The 14,774-nt window shown below is 75.1% G+C and carries 8 protein-coding genes; 2 read left to right on the top strand and 6 right to left on the bottom strand.

The genetic code is table 11. The features are described 5' to 3' along the window. Positions 1-117 precede the first annotated feature (117 nt). Complete coding sequence (locus tag ACH4TG_RS21410) at positions 118-1,074, bottom strand: LysR family transcriptional regulator (RefSeq protein WP_398243979.1); 957 nt, start codon at positions 1,072-1,074, stop codon at positions 118-120. Between the two features lie 384 nt (positions 1,075-1,458). On the opposite strand from ACH4TG_RS21410, the gene ACH4TG_RS21405 reads away from it, so the two are divergent. Together ACH4TG_RS21405 and ACH4TG_RS21400 are read left to right on the top strand one after the other, a co-directional pair. Then, positions 1,459-2,538: a hypothetical protein gene (locus ACH4TG_RS21405; RefSeq protein ID WP_398243978.1), complete on the top strand. Its 1,080-nt coding sequence runs from the start codon at positions 1,459-1,461 to the stop codon at positions 2,536-2,538. 234 nt (positions 2,539-2,772) lie between these two features. Further along, positions 2,773-4,410: a family 43 glycosylhydrolase gene (locus ACH4TG_RS21400; RefSeq protein ID WP_398243977.1), complete on the top strand. Its 1,638-nt coding sequence runs from the start codon at positions 2,773-2,775 to the stop codon at positions 4,408-4,410. 39 nt (positions 4,411-4,449) lie between these two features. On the opposite strand, the gene ACH4TG_RS21395 is transcribed toward ACH4TG_RS21400, so the two are convergent. The 5 genes from ACH4TG_RS21395 to ACH4TG_RS21375 are packed head-to-tail and all read right to left on the bottom strand — an operon-like array spanning position 4,450 to position 14,768. After that, positions 4,450-6,651: a hypothetical protein gene (locus ACH4TG_RS21395; RefSeq protein WP_398243976.1), complete on the bottom strand. Its 2,202-nt coding sequence runs from the start codon at positions 6,649-6,651 to the stop codon at positions 4,450-4,452. Then, on the bottom strand, positions 6,648-7,961 hold the full coding sequence (locus ACH4TG_RS21390) for a VWA domain-containing protein (RefSeq protein ID WP_398243975.1): 1,314 nt from the start codon (positions 7,959-7,961) through the stop codon (positions 6,648-6,650). Before ACH4TG_RS21390 ends, ACH4TG_RS21395 begins: the two co-directional genes overlap by 4 nt. Then, on the bottom strand, positions 7,958-10,279 hold the full coding sequence (locus ACH4TG_RS21385; protein ID WP_398243974.1) for a DUF5682 family protein: 2,322 nt from the start codon (positions 10,277-10,279) through the stop codon (positions 7,958-7,960). The genes ACH4TG_RS21390 and ACH4TG_RS21385 overlap by 4 nt, the downstream gene beginning before the upstream one ends. Beyond that, positions 10,279-11,403 (bottom strand): AAA family ATPase, encoded by a 1,125-nt coding sequence (locus ACH4TG_RS21380; RefSeq protein ID WP_398244065.1) that lies wholly within the window; start codon positions 11,401-11,403, stop codon positions 10,279-10,281. The genes ACH4TG_RS21385 and ACH4TG_RS21380 overlap by 1 nt, the downstream gene beginning before the upstream one ends. Positions 11,404-11,420: 17 nt before the next feature. Then, positions 11,421-14,768: a DUF4132 domain-containing protein gene (locus tag ACH4TG_RS21375; RefSeq protein WP_398243973.1), complete on the bottom strand. Its 3,348-nt coding sequence runs from the start codon at positions 14,766-14,768 to the stop codon at positions 11,421-11,423. Between the last annotated feature and the right edge of the window lie 6 nt (positions 14,769-14,774).

Below are 14,774 nucleotides of genomic sequence, written 5' to 3'. Positions count from 1 at the left end.
GGTCAGATATGCGTGCACCGCCCGCTGGAAGAACAGCTCGGCGCGTAGCTGCTCGGCCTCCTCCTGGACGGCCGCCGGTAGCCAACGCCGGCCAACCGAAGAACACCTGTCAGGGGGTCAGCCCCGGCGAGTCGGGGCGGTGAGAGAGGCCGTGGCCGCCTGCCGGATGGCGGCGATGGCGGGGCGGGTACGGGTGGCGGCCGACCAGGCCAGAGCCGAAGTGCAGGGTGCCGCGTCGTGCACGTCGACGTACGCGACTCCGGGGCGGGGGAAGAAGGCGCGGGCCGCCGCCGGCAGGAACGCCACCGCGGCGCCGGCCGCCACGATGTGGAGGAGGGATTCCAGTCCGGTCGCGACCGGGCCGTACGTGACCGGTGAACCGTCGGGGCGTGGATCGGTGACCCAGAAGTCCCACCACATGCGCGGTACTTCGGGTGGCACGTCCACCACCGGGCGGTCGGCGAGGTCGGCGAGCGCGACCGAGGTGCGGCTCGCGAGCGGATCGGTCGCGGGCAGGCAGACGACGCGCGCCTCGCTGGCCAGGTGAAGTGCCTGGATGCCCGGCGGTACAGGAGGCCGCAGGAAGACCACGTCCACCTCGCCGTTGATCAGGCGGGTCATGTGGTCCACGAAGTTGAGGTTGCGGAACTCCACGGTGATCTGCGGGTGCCGGCGGCCGAGTTCGTCGAGGACGGCGCGGGCGTGCGGCATGGATGCCTCGGCGGCGATCGCCCCCACCACCAGCCTCCCCGACGGCCCCCGCGCCTGTTCGTCCGCCGCCTGCCGCAACCCGTCCATCGCCCGCACCACCGCCCGTGCCTCGGGCAGCAGCGCCAGGCCGCCCTCGGTGATGTCCACCGTGCGGCTGGTGCGCTCGAACAGCTCGAAGCCGAGCCGCTGTTCCAGCGCCCGCAGCTGCCTGCTGAGCGCCGGCTGGGACATGAACAGGCGTGCCGCCGCCCGCCCGAAGTGCAGTTCCTCGGCGATGACGAGCAGCAGCCGCAGCTGGTGGACCGTGGGCTCGGACCGAGCGGAGCTGCGCGCCGGGGTGGTGGGGTCTTCGGCGTCGGTCATAACCGTGAGTGTATTGATGGGCGCAGGAGTCTCATCGGTTGCGCCTTGGAGGCGGGAGGGTCTCCTGAAACGATGGGGAACGGGGGCGCATCGCGCGTCCCGGGGGGATGGTGAAGATCCGTCATGCCCTTGCCGGGGTCGCTACGGCATCGGGGGTTTCCGTCGTGCGGTCCCGAGCGAGCCGGAGGACGGATCACACGAGGGGCGACGGCGGTCGCGGCTCCGGCCGCGACCGCCGTGCTCCTCGCCTGCGGCGTGTTCGCCACCGCGACATCCGTGCCTGCCGCCCTTCCGCCGCGCCCGGCCGCTGCCGGTCGCGTGCTGATCGTTGCCGAATGCACCTGTCATGTCCTGGCGTCTGACGACGCGTCGACCGGAAGGGTCGTGATCACTGTGCCCATCGAGCAGGGAACGAACGCGGGGGCGAGCCGGAGGCAGATCCTGCGGGCCGGCGCGGGGCTGGCCGCGACGGGGGCCCTGGGCCTCGCGGGGGTGGTGGCGGGGGCCGGTCCGGCGTTCGCGGCCCTCCCCACGTCGTCCCGCTTCGTGCTGGGCGGCGACGGAGGGAACCCGGTGTGGCGTGCCACCCTGCACCAACCCTCCTGGGCCATGCAGTCCTTCGCCTACGACAACGTCAACGGCCACATCTACGCCGCGCAGCACCGGCCCGGAGACAACCCCTCGTCCGACGCGTCGGCGCTCGGCGACATCTGGATCTCCAAGACCGATCTGTCGGGCAACGTCCTCGGGACGATGGCACTGCACAACTTCGGCCACGGGTCCTCGATGGCGGTGGAGCCCACCGGCAGCGGAGACCCCTACCTGTGGATCGAGGCCGACAACAAGATCGGCGGGAACGACTACAACGATGCGGGGCACAAGCTGGCCCGGTTCCGCTTCACCGACGGTCTCGCCCTGGAGTACTACAACCCGTCGATCACCGTGTACGACCGCACGCCCACCATCTCCAGCTATGTGAAGCTGCCCCGGCCGGCCATCGACCCGGTCAACAACCGGCTGCTGATCCGGTACGCCACCTCGGCGACCGAGAGCCGCCAGTGGCGGATCGCGGTCTTCTCCCTCGCCGACGCGGCCGCCGGCCGGCTCGCCGACGGCGACCGCCTCGCCGAACGGGCGCTGCCCAACAACTCCGATCTCGGCCTCAGCGACTCCGACGCCTTCCAGGGCATCACCCTCTACGGCCAGTACGTCTACCTGCTGTACGGCCGGCCGAACGGGCCCTCCTACCTCGTCACCCTCGACATGAACGCCACCGGCGGCTCGTACACCGAGGTCTTCCAGACCACGGCCGGCGCCTCGATCCCCGGCCGCGAGCCGCAGGGCGCGGCGATCTGGGTCCAAGGGGGCCAGCCCCGCCTCGCCTTCGGGTTCTCCGGGAAGACCGGGACCACGACGGACCCCACCTTCGACGCGAGCATCTTCTACAAGAGCCAGCTCACCTGATGACGCGGGCGCGAGGCCCCTCGGCCTCGCGCCCGTCCCGCCCGGTACGGCGACTCCCTGACGGCAGGTCATGCGCGCGGGGCTTGCGTCCGGGCGGTTGACCCCGCCGCTGAAAGCGTTTTAACTTCTGAGGCCATGCACGGATCTCCGTGGCGCCTCAGACGCGGGTTCTGTCCATGGAAAGGTTTTCTTCAGGCTGGACCCGTGAGAGGACGCCGCCGTGGAAGCGCGCGCATGACCGTCGTACGCAACCCCGTCATCCGTGGCTTCGCGTCCGATCCGAGCCTGATCCGGGTGGGCGGGACGTACTACGTGGCCACCAGTTCGTTCGAGTGGTTCCCCACCCTTCCCCTCTTCCGGTCCCGCGACCTGGCGACGTGGGAGTACGCGGGCCACGTCGGCGGGGCGGTCCCGAACGGCTCGCTGGCCGGCGTTCCCGACTCGGGCGGCATCTACGCCCCCGCCCTGAGCTTCGACGGGGAGCGCTTCTGGATCGTCTACGCGATCGTCCGCTCCGTCGGCGGCCGGTACTTCGACCTGGACACCTGGACGAGCACGGCCACGGACCCGGCAGGGCCCTGGAGCGCGCCGCGCCGCGTCCCCGGTCACGGCTTCGACCCGTCGCTGTTCCACCACGACGGCCGGCTGTGGCTCGTCAACCTCCAGAACGACCACCGCCCCGGCGGGCAGCGCTTCGCCGGCATCGTCCTGACCGAACTGGACCGCGCCACGCTCCGCCCCCTCGGCGCGACGCACCTGCTGCTCCAGCACGACCGGCTGATCGAAGGGCCCAAACTCCTCCACCACGACGGCTGGTTCCACCTGCTGGTGGCCGAAGGCGGCACCGGCGTCGAACACGCCGTGCTCGCCGCGCGGAGCCGCAGCCTGCTCGGCCCCTACGAGGTCGACACGCAGCCGCTGCTGACCTCGCGCGACGACCCGTCACTGCCCCTGCAACGGGCGGGCCACGGCGAACTCGTCCAGGCCCCGGACGGCTCGTGGTTCCTCGGGCACCTCGCGTCGCGCCCGCTGCGGACGCCGGCCGGACCCCGCTCTCCCCTCGGCCGCGAGACGGCCGTCCAGGAGGTGGTGTGGAACGCGGACGGCCGGCCCCGGCTGCGCCGCGGCGGACGGCACCCGTTCGTGGACGTCGAGGTGCCGCGGCCGCCGCGCCCGTCCGGGGAGCCCGACCTCCCCCCGCGGCAGGACGACGTGCTCGGCTGGCCCTGGAACACCCTGCGGGAACCGGTGGATCCGTCCTGGGCGGACGCGGACGCGCGTCCCGGCTGGATCCGGCTGCGCGGGCGCCAGGGACCGGAATCGCTGTGGGACCAGAGCCTGCTGGCGCAGCGGATCACCGAACACCGCGCCGAAGTGGAGGTGGTCGTCGACGCGGCCCCGCGGACCTTCGGCGAGGCCGCGGGACTGCTGCTCTGGTACAGCACCACCGGCTACTTCTCGCTCGACCTCACCTGGGCCGAGCCGTCCGGCGAACCGCAGCGCGGCCAGCAGTGGAACGGCCGGGGGCGCCTCGTGCTCAGCCTGCTGACCCGGCACGTGGACGAGGTCGCACAGCAGGCCCTGGTGGAGGTGACGGCCGGCTCGCCCGTCACTCTCGGCGCGGACGTCGACGGGAGCCGCGCGCAGTTCTGGTTCGCCCAGGGCGGCGAGAGGCAACCGATCGGCCCCGCACTGGACTTCAGCCGGCTCTCCGACGAGGCCGGGTCGGGACCCCGGTTCACCGGCGCCCTGGCGGCCATCCACGCGCAGGACCTGGTCGAGGCCTCGTTCACGGCCGACTTCACCGGGTTCCGGCTCCGCTGCCGGGAACCGGACACCGGCGTCGAGGACGCGCTTCCCACCTCCTCCTAGCCCGAGCGCGGTGCGGGACTCCGCGTCAGCGCGGACGTGTCAGGGGCCGGACGGGGCGCTCTGCTGGTGGAGTTCGAGGCCGAGCGTCAGGTGCAGATGCGCGTCGACCCAGGCCGGAACGGCCTCGGCCGCGGGCCGGAGACGGAGCGCCGACTCCAGGTCGCGCAGGCGCTGCGCGGCCGTGCCCAGGCCGGTGCGCTGCAGATCGGCCGCGCAGCCGGCCAGGCCGTCATGGGAGGTGGCGGTGAGCCGGCGCAGGCCCTGGTGAGCGGCGTCGGCCAGCGCGGCACGCGCCGCCTCCAGCGCGCCCGTGATCGGGTCGGACGGGCCGGACCGCGCCGCGGGCAGCGCGCCGTCGCCCGAACCCGGAGCGAGGTCGGGCACGACGACACCGTCGGCGGTCAGCACGGCCAGCGGATCCAGCACCGGGCGCCCCCGGTCGCGGCCCAGCATGCCGCTGACGCACCGGACGTCGCCGCCGCCGAGCGCGGCGGCCAGCGCGTCCAGCCTGCCGGGGCACAGCGGGTCGTGCTCGGCGCGCACGACGATCTCGCTGCCCGCCGGATCCCGGACGACCGCCTCCAACCGCTGCCCCGCGGGCTCGTAGCCGACGGCCTCGACGGCGGCCACCGCGACCACCCGCACGGACTCCGCCTCCACGCGGGGCCGGATCAGGCGGGGCGGCGGGTCGCCGGCCGCCGCCAGGTGGGCCGCGACATCGTGGAGCAGCAACGAGCCCGGCAGTTCGGTCCAGGCGGCACCGACCGGGGTGACGCTGGTCGCCGCGATGCGCCCCCGGGACAGGGCGATCGTGCGGTCGGCGGCACGGGAGGCGTGCTCGCTCACGACGTTCGCCGTGGCGAGCGCGTGCAGCGGCGAGCCGAGGAGCCGGCGTCCGGACAGGTCGTGCCCCGTGGGTTCCTGGCCGTCCGTCAGCTCCCACCGCTTGCGCAGCACCAGTGCGATGCCGCTGCCCGGGTGGGCGAAGTAGGTCTCGGCGGTGCGGTCCTCGGCGCCGCCGCGGATCCGGCAGCCGAGGGCCACCAGGCGCACCCGGCGCAGCGGGGTCGTCGGGGCCTCCTGGGTGCCCAGGACCTGGACGGGGTCGCGGCCGGCGGCCCGGTGGCGGGCGTGGAGTTCGGCGATCAGCAGGGCGAAGCGCTCCGCGTCGTAGCGGGTGCTGCGCGCGGCGTACGCGTCGAGCTGGTCCTCCAGGTCGGCCACCGCGCCCGCGGGCCAGTGGCGGGCAGTGGCGCTCAGCGCCTCCCGGCAGCGCCGGAGCGAGCCGGAGAACACCGGGCCCGCCTGCTGGACGCCGTCCAGAAGGAGGTCCGCGGCCAGCCCGAGGGCGTCGCGCAGCGCCTCGTCGGCCCCGGCGACGGCCGCGGCCCGGCCGCCCACGGTCACCGTCTCGGCTTCCGGCTCCGCCGCCTGCCCGGTCGGCTGCCCCTCGCCTCGGCGTCCCGTCCGCCGCGCGTCCGCCGCCCGGAACGCCCAGACCGCCAGGGTCACCACTTCGCCGCGCAGCGGGCCGGAGGCGTCGGTGAGGGCGTAGCCCAGCTCGTGGGGGACCGGGAAACTCACCGTGCAGGTGGGGAGTTCGACGCGGGGAACGGGGTCGCCCGGCCGCGGGCGGTGCAGCCGGGCCGAGTAGCCGCGGTCGCGGGCCCGGCGCGCGGCGGTCAGCGCAGGGCGGCCCAGGGCCGCGGTCAGGGCGTCGTCGTCGAATGCACCCGGGGACCAGTCCTCGTACGACTCGCCGGAGCCGGCCTGCGTTCCGCCCGCGGCGGACCCGGGGGTGCTCGCCTCCGGTACCGGCCGCGGGCCGTCCCTCCCGGCGGCCTTCTCCGTACCGTGCCCCTCGAAAGCGGCGGTGCCGCGGCGCGCTTGCGGACCGGCCGCTTCCGGACCGGCCCCCTGCCCGTCCGCGACCTCGGGAAGGTCGTCGCGTCCGTGCGCGCCGCTCCACGCGTCGCGCTGGTAGGCCAGCACCAGCCCGATGCGGTGGCGGCACACGCCTCGCGCGCCGCAGGTGCAGCCGGCCGCGTCCAGCGCGGTGCCCGGGGGCAGTTCGGTCGCGGTGCCGTCGGGGAAGGCGCCCCTGACGGTGCCGTCGTCGCCCGTGGTGACCGCGGGGCCCGAGCCCGACGCGAGGTCCTTCTCGGCGCGCTTGACGAGCCCGCGGTTGGCGAGGGCGGCGAGCGTGTCGGGCGTGAGCGCCCGCAGGTCGGCCCGGATCACCGGCTCTGCCCCGTGCCGCCGAGTTTCTCGGCGACGAACTCCGCGAGCCGCCCGGGCGTCATCGCGCCGACGTGGGCGCCGGCCTGCGCGAGCCGCGCGCCCAGCGCGCGGTCGTAGACGGGCTCGGCCTCCTCGTCCAGCGCCGCCAGGCACAGCACGGTGCTGCCCTGCTCGACCAGCCCCCGCACGGTGCGGACCAGCCGGTAGGGGTCGCCGCCCTCGTAGAAGTCGGAGACGATCGCGACGATGGCGCGCCGCGGGTTCTCCAGGAGGCCGGCGCCGTAGTCGACGGCACGCGCGATGTCGGTGCCGCCGCCGAGCTGCACCTTCATCAGCAGGTCCACCGGATCGGTGACGTCGCGCGTCAGGTCCACCACCGCGGTGTCGAAGGCGACCAGGTGCGTCCTGAGGCCGGGGAGGTTCCACAGGCAGGCGGCGGTGACGGCGGAGTGGATCACCGAGCCGGCCATCGAGCCCGACTGGTCGACCAGCAGCACCAGTTGCCACTGGTCGAGGTGGCGCCGGGTGCGGGAGTGGAAGTGCGGCCGCTCGATGAGGATGCGGCGCTGCTGCGGCTGGTAGTGGACGAGGTTGGCGCGCACGGTGCTCCTGAAGTCGAAGTCGCGGGCCAGCGGGATGCGGCTGGGGCGGCGGGACCGGGAGCCGGTGAACGCCTTGCGGACCTCGGGCCGCAGGCGCTCCATCAACTGCCGGACGACCGTCTCGACGATCCGCCGGGCCAGCACCAGCACCTCGGGATTCATCAGGTGCTTGGTGCGCAGGACGGCGCGCAGCAGCGTCTGGCTGGGTTCGACGCGGGCCAGGACGTCGGGGTCGGTGACGATCTCGTGGATCTCGTACCGCTCGACGGCGTCGCGTTCCAGCCGTTCCACGGTCTCCTTGGGGAACAGCCGGTGGATGCCGTCGAGCCAGTCGACCGTGGTCAGCTGGGAGGGGCCGGTGCCGCCCTCGCGCGATGAGGAGCCGCCGCCGGAACCGCGGCGGACGCCGCGCCGGCGCTGGTCCTCGTCGCGGCTGTAGAGCCAGTCCAGCGCGGCGTCGCGTTCGGCGGCCCGGCCCCGGAGCGCGCCGGTGCCACGCTCGGCGGCGGAGCCGAGGATCAACCGCCAGCGTTCCAGGCCCGGATCCGGCGCGGGGCCGGAGCCCGCGCCATCGCCCGCGCCATCGCCCGTGCCATTGCCCGTGCCGGGGTCGTGGGCCGCCGCAGAGGCGTGGGCCGGTGCCGTTGCCGTTGCCGGATCCGGCGCGACGGCAGGATCGGGTTCGCGGTCGGACGCGGCGGCGTTCATCGCACCGGTCCCAGTCCGTGCCGGTCGAGCAGTCGGGCCACGTTCTCCTCCAGGGCTCTGGCGCGCGCCAGCAGCAGCGGGTCGGCTGTCGTCCGCAGCAGGGACCTCGCCGAGCCGCGGGCGCCGCGCCGCTCCAGCAGGCGTTCCGCGATGCGCTCCCGTTCGCGGGGCGGGAAGAAGGCGAAGGCCTGCCGGAGCGCGGGCAGGCCGATGAGGAAGGCGTCCTCGGGCATCGCGGAGACCACCCCGTCCACCACGTCGACCAGGGACTCCCGGCCGTTCGCTGTGCCGCGGGCCACCTCGTCCCGGGCCAGGGCGAACAGCCCGGCGAGCCAGTCGCCGAGGGTGTCCGGGGCGGACGACGTGAGGGCCTGCACCGCCGCCGCGGGGTCGCCGGGGCTGCCGAGGGCCCAGCGCAGGCCGAACGCGGCCCCGCGCAGCGCGGCGGGCGCGCGGCGGTCGCGGCCGATCCGTCCGGCCGCCTCGACGGCCGACTGCCGTGTGAGGGGCAGCAGTTCCGGGGCGTGCAGCAGGGCGTCCCGTGCGGCCGCCAGCGCGCGCAGCTGCCCGCGGTCCACCCCGGAGCCGCCGTGCGCCCCCTCCGCCAGCCAGAACACGCGCGCGACCGCGCCGGCCACCACGCCGCCCAGCAGCGTGTCGCGGGCCGCGCCGAAGATCCGGTCGTGCCGCCACAGTCCCAGGGCCGCGGTCAGCACCTCGCCGAGCGACGCCAGTTCGGGCACGCGGGCCACCTGCCGTTCGAGGGCGCCCAGCACCTGCGCGCACAGCGGGCCCACCCCGCACAGCACGGTGTCGAACAGCAGCCGGGCCAGCGGCTCGACGTCGGTGCCCGCCGCCCGCAACCGCTCGCCGAGCACCACTGAGGCGGCCTCGTCCAGCCGGGCGCCGTACGCGCCGGCCTCGATGAGAGCGGCTTCGCGGCCGTGCGCCGGGCCCGGCTCCCAGCGTTCGCGGAACACCGGGTCGGCGCTGCCGGCCGGGCCCGAGACCCGGGTGAAGCCGGGTATGCCCAGCACCCGCAGGCGGTGCAGCACCCGGCTGCGGGTGAGGCCGTCCGCCGAGGTGAGGTCGAGCGTCACCGGATCGCCGGCCAGGCCCAGGCCGGCCAGGCAGGCGTCGACGTCGTGCACCAGCGGCGGCAGCGGCGTGTCCGGGTGCAGCTCGCCGCCGGCGTCGCCGGAGCAGGCGGCCACCATCTCCACCACCACGGGATGGGTGCCGGCACCGAGGGTGCCGCGGGTCGTCCACGGCAGCGGGCTGTCCAGGTCGTCGCCGATCAGCGCGCCAGCGAGGCCGTCCAGGACGTCGACCCGGCTCGCGCCGGGATGGCCGCGCAGCAGGGCCAGCCCCGCGGTCAGGCTGCGGGCGGCGATCAGGTCCGCCGTGGACACCGGGATCTTCCGGGCCCGCAGCCGTTCGGCGACCGAGCGCAGCAGCCCCTCGGCGGCCGCCTGCGGGCCGTCCTGCCACAGCAGCTGGTAGTAGCCGGGCGACGGCATGCCCGACTGGTAGCCGCTGAAGGCGTCCAACTGCCGGAAGGAGTAAGGGACCAGGAAACTGCCGGCCAGCGCGCCCTCGGGGACCCCGGGAACCCCCGGCCAGCCGGCGGGCGTTCCGCCGGGCCCCTCGCCGGCCGACAGGTCGCGCAGCGCCGGGCGGTGGAAGCCGCCGGTCACCACCAGGACCGGCCGCCCTCCGGCGCGGTCCCGCGCCGCGCGGATCCAGGACGCCATGTACTCCTCGCGCGCCCGGTCGCCCGGGTCCGCCGCGGCGTCGCCGCGCACCAGGTCGAAGTAGGCGTCGAGGCGTTCCGCGAGACCCTGCGGTTCGGCGACCTCGAACAGCCCGTCCCACAGCGCGTCGACGGAGTCGACGGCGAAGCGCGCGCAGAGCCGCCGCGTCGCCTCCGCGTACCGGGCCTCGGCGTCGGCGTAGCGGTTGGCCCGCGGGTCGGCGCGTTCGGTGAACGCCGGGTGCCAGGCCGGCAGGTCGATGAACCGGACCTCGGCGCCGGCGGCGTGGCCGTCCCGCAGCGCGATCCACTCCGGGGAGTAGTCGCACAGCGGCGCCCAGGAGGTCGCCACGCGCGCCTCGTCGCGGTAGTGGCTGAAGACCGCGACGGGCAGCCGGTGCCCCAGCAGCAGCTCGGGCAGCCGGCCGTTCATGTCCGCGGGCCCCTCCACCAGGACGTACGCCGGCCGCAGGGCCGTGATGGTGCGGGCGACCAGGCGCCCGCACGCGGGGGAGTGGTGGCGTACGCCGAGCAGGACGACGTTGCCGGAGGGCGGCGCAGGCATCAGTCGGCCAGCAGGTGGCGGGCCTCGTGCAGGGCCCGCCACTGGCGTCCGGACCGGCGCGGCACCTCCTGCTCCAGGAAGCGCCGCAGCCGGGCGAGGTCCTCGGGGCTGTCCTTGGCGGCGGTGCCCGCGAGGCTCGCCACCACGTCCGCGGCGCTGCCCGCCTCGCCGCGCAGGAACCAGCCGCGCACCCCGACCGCGTGCGCGACGGACACCGCCTCGGCGGTGCTCATCACCGTGGACATCCGCTCGCCCTGGGCCTGCCCCGTACCGGTCCGCAGCTCGCGGAAGGTGCCGACCAGGACCTCCAGGACGTCCCGGCGCGGCGGGGGTTCCACCCCGGACTGCCGGAGCAGCGCCGTCGCCTCGGCCTCCACCAGGGCCATCTCGGTGTCGAAGTCGGCGATGGGGAAGACCGTCTCGAAGTTGAAGCGCCGCTTCAGGGCGGCGCTCATCTCGTTGACGCCGCGGTCGCGGGTGTTGGCGGTGGCGATGACGTTGAAGCCCTGGCGGGCGAAGACCATGCCCTGCGGCCCGTGGAGTTCCGGGACGGCCATCACGCGGTCCGACAGCAGGGAGAGCAGGCAGTCCTGCACCTCCAGGGGGCAGCGGGTGATCTCCTCGAAGCGCACGATCCGCCCCTCGGCCATGCCGCGGAGCATCGGCGCCGGCACCAGCGAGCGCGTCGAGGGTCCCTCGGAGACCAGCAGCGCGTAGTTCCAGCCGTACTTGATCTGGTCCTCGGTGGTGGCGGCACCGCCCTGCACGGTCAGCGCGGAGCTGCCGCTGACCGCCGCCGCGATCAGTTCGGACAGCAGCGACTTGGCCGTGCCGGGCTCCCCGACGAGCATCAGGCCGCGGCTGGTGGCGAGCGTCACCAGGGCCCGCTCCACCAGCGAGGTGTTGCCGACGAACTTGCGGCTGATCCCGGCCTGTTCGTCGCCGACGACGAAGCGGCGCGCGGCACGCAGGCTGAGCTGCCAGCCCGGCGGGCGCGGGTCGCCGTCCGCCGCGCGCAGGGCGGCGAGTTCGGCCGCGTAGCGGACCTCGGCGGGCGGGCGCTGCGCCTGCTCTGCCGCCGCGTCCCCTCGCGAGCCCCCGGGTTCGTCGGCCGGTTCCGGCACGGCGGTGGTGGGCGCGGTCACTTCGCGGTCACCTCGGTGAGGTCGGCGATGATCTCCGAGGCGGTGACCGCGTCGAGGTCGCCGAGGCGCAGCGCGTGCTCGCGGCTCCGCCAGTAGTCGCCGGGAGCGGTGTCGAGCCAGACCGCGCGGAACGTCTGGTCCGGGTAGACGTCGAGCGCGCCGACCGCGATGCCCTCCTCCAGGTCGATCACCAGATGGCGGTTCTCCTCGATGGGGCGGTGGAACCAGCGCTCCACGCCGTTGTCCTGAGGCACGCCGCGCTGCCAGCCGCGCTTGGTGAGGCCCAGCAGCCGGCCGACCGGCACGGTGACGCCCTCGAACCGGGCCAGCCGGTGGCCGGCGGCCTCCTCCTCGGTGAGGGCGTGCACCGGCCGCCCCAACTGCGGGAAGGGCTGGAGGATCTCGTAGTCCGCGAACAGCTCCGACCACCCGGACAGGGCGTCGCCCAGGTGCAGCGGGTGCGCGAGGCGCACGGTCGCGTCCTCGGGCAGCCGGTACGCGTCGTCCTCGACGTCGGCGAACGTCCGGTCCTCGGCCACCCGGAAGGCGGTCGTCACGCCGTCCGCCTCGCCGAGCCAGACGAGGCGGCGCACCAGGTGCCACAGCAGCGGGTGGGCGACGAACAGCTCCTGGAACTCACCGGCCGTCCAGGCGCGTTGGGTCACCATCGCGGCCTCCAGCCGCCGTACCTGGTCGGTGGCGACGGTACGGACGTCCTTCTTCAGCGCGGCGAACCGCTTGCGCGCGGCGGGCGCCAGCTCCGCGTCGTCCTTCACCCCCGGGGCCGGCAGTGCCTTGCGCCGCTTGCCGTCCTCGTCCAGGACGAACGGGCGCAGCTGCTCGTCGAAGCCGACGGTGAAGCGGCGGGGGCCGTAGTCGATGACCGTGCTGCCGTCCGCGTCCAGCCCGAAGTCGGGCACCAGCCGGTCGCCCAGCTGCTCGCCGGTGAGCCCGAGTCCCGCGGCGACCTCGGCGATCTTCTCCTGCGCGCGGACCTTCAGTGTCTTGAACGGCACCCGCTGGGCTATGCCGTGCAGGTGCAGCAGCGCCACGTCGCTGCCGATCGTCGCCAGCACGGCAAGGCCCTCGACGGCCCGGTGGTGGGCGCCCTCGCCGGGCCAGGCCCGCAGGACGGGGGTCAGCCGGCGGACGGTCCCGTCGTCACCGAACCAGCCCAGGGCGTGCAGCGCCCAGCTCTCCTTGGCCGGCATCCCGGCCATCCGCCACTGCTCGAACACGCCCCAGGCGAAGGCGCTCAGGGAGTCGGCGGTGCAGGACGAGGTGAGCACCTCCAGGCCCGGGTAGACGTCACCGGGCTTGGACAGCGCCAGGACGGTCAGGGCGTTGCGCACCGCGTCCGCGGGCAGCGCGCCGCCGTCCCGCAGCACGATCTGCGGCAGCAGCGCGGGATCCGCCCAGGCACCCACGGCCGGCATGCGGGCCGGCAGCGCGCTCGTCAGCGGGTCGGCGGTCAGCGACTCCGCGACGATGGCCGCGGCCTCCGGTCCTGATGCCGCGGCCGCCCGCAGCACCGCGTCGGCGCCGTGCGCGCCCGCCACCAGCAGCAGCGCCCGTTCGGCGCCGCGCCGCGCCGCGCCGGCCGGCCCGACCGCGTGCGGCACGAGGTAGGGCACCGCGGCCAGGCCGTGCCGGGAGAGCCACGAACGGGCCGTGGCGTCGGCGGACTTCAGCCGGGCCAGCCAGTCGCACACCTGGCCGGCGGCGTCCACGGACAGGTACGGAAGGAGCAGCCCTCCCAGCGTGGCGGGATGCCGTGCGGAGCCGCGCAGCACCAGCGGGAGGGCGTCGGTGCCGAACCTCGCCGCCACCGGCCGCAGCCCTGCCTCCCCGTCCCAGAAGTCGTCGGGCGCGCAGACCGCGAGCAGCGGCCGGACCACGTCCTCGGCGCCGACCACGAACAGCCGCACCTCGCGAATGTCCCTCAACTGACCGCCGCTCTGGAGGGTCTTGATCTCCGCGGCGAAGTCGTACGAGGCGCGCCACGAGCTGTACCAGGACGGGGTGGCCGCCCAGGACTCCTGCTCGTCCGGCAGCCAGACGACCTGCGCCGGCGGTGCGGCGGGCAGTTCGGCGGCCACGCGGGCCTTGCGGGGCGTGCGGGTCCCCGCCCACGGCGGGCTGACCAGCATCGCGGGCAGCGCGTCCGCCGGGGCCTCCGGCAGCCGCTCGGCACGGGTGAGCAGCGGTTCCACCACGGCCGCGACCGGCTCGGGCAGTCCGGGCAGCGCCGCGGCGGTGATCTCGGGGTGGCCCAGGGCGTGCGCGGCCAGCAGCTTCCCGGCCGTCGCGGCGCGGGCCGTGCCGTCCGCGACCGCCTCGCCCAGCAGCCGCAGGGCCCGGACCGGGTAGCGGCGCATCGCGTTCAGCAGCTGCGTCCGGACGTGCTTGTCGTCGGCGCGGGACAGCAGGATCCGGAAGGCGTCGTCCGACGGCAGCTCCACCAGCATGGCGGCGAACGCCCGCAGCCGCTCGCTGCCGTACGCGTCGTCGAGCGCGTCGCCGAGCAGCGGCGCGCAGTCCTTGCCCGTGCCCTCGGCGAGCGTGGCGATCAGCGGGAACGTCCAGCCGTTCCAGCCGAGTTCGGCCTTTCCGCCGAAGCAGGCGAGCTGGGCGGGGGTGTTCAGCGAGCACAGCAGCATCGACCGCAGCGTCGGGTCCGCCGGAACGGCGTCCGCGCAGCACTCGTCGACCCACTCGCGCTCGCTGGGCACGAGGTAGGAGACCACGATGCGACGCGCCACCGTGTCACGGACCTGGCCGAGCGCGGCCACGGCCTGCCGGTAGGCGTCCTCGTCGGCCGCGGCGAGCAGGGTGCGGAGCCGGTCGGCGAACGCGGTCCGCGCCGACCAGCGGTCAACGGGCCCGTGCGCCGGGTACCGGGAGAGCCATGGATCGCTGCGCTGACCGCCGGACTGGAGGTAGTGGACCTCGATGCAGAAGTACTCCACCACCGCCTGCGCGGCGAAGCCGATGCCGTGGTCGTGGATCCAGGCGTCCACGAACACGCCCTCGGGGAGCTGGTAATGGCCGGTCAGGTGCGCCACGACGGCCGCACCGAGCGGGTCGGGCGCGCCGTCCAGGTGCGCGCGGGTGGCGGCGACGACCTCCCGGTCGCTCTTGGACGCGGCGAGCATCTCCTCGATCCAGCCCGCCTCCTCCCGCAGCCGCCGCGCCAGCGGCTCCGCGGCGCCGGCGAGCGGCGCGGCCGCCTTCCGAGGGATCCCGCCCCGCCGGGGATACACCTGCCGCCGCCAGGCGGCGGGCATCTCGAACGCCTCCTCGTCGCCCGCCGAGCCGTCCGCGGCCAACTCCGTGCTCCCCACAGCCCC

The organism is Streptomyces sp. NPDC020917, from assembly GCF_044333795.1.
Classification (GTDB): domain Bacteria; phylum Actinomycetota; class Actinomycetes; order Streptomycetales; family Streptomycetaceae; genus Actinacidiphila.
The sequence above is the reverse complement of the archived record's forward strand: the minus strand, read 5'-3'. Positions and strand labels throughout refer to the sequence as shown.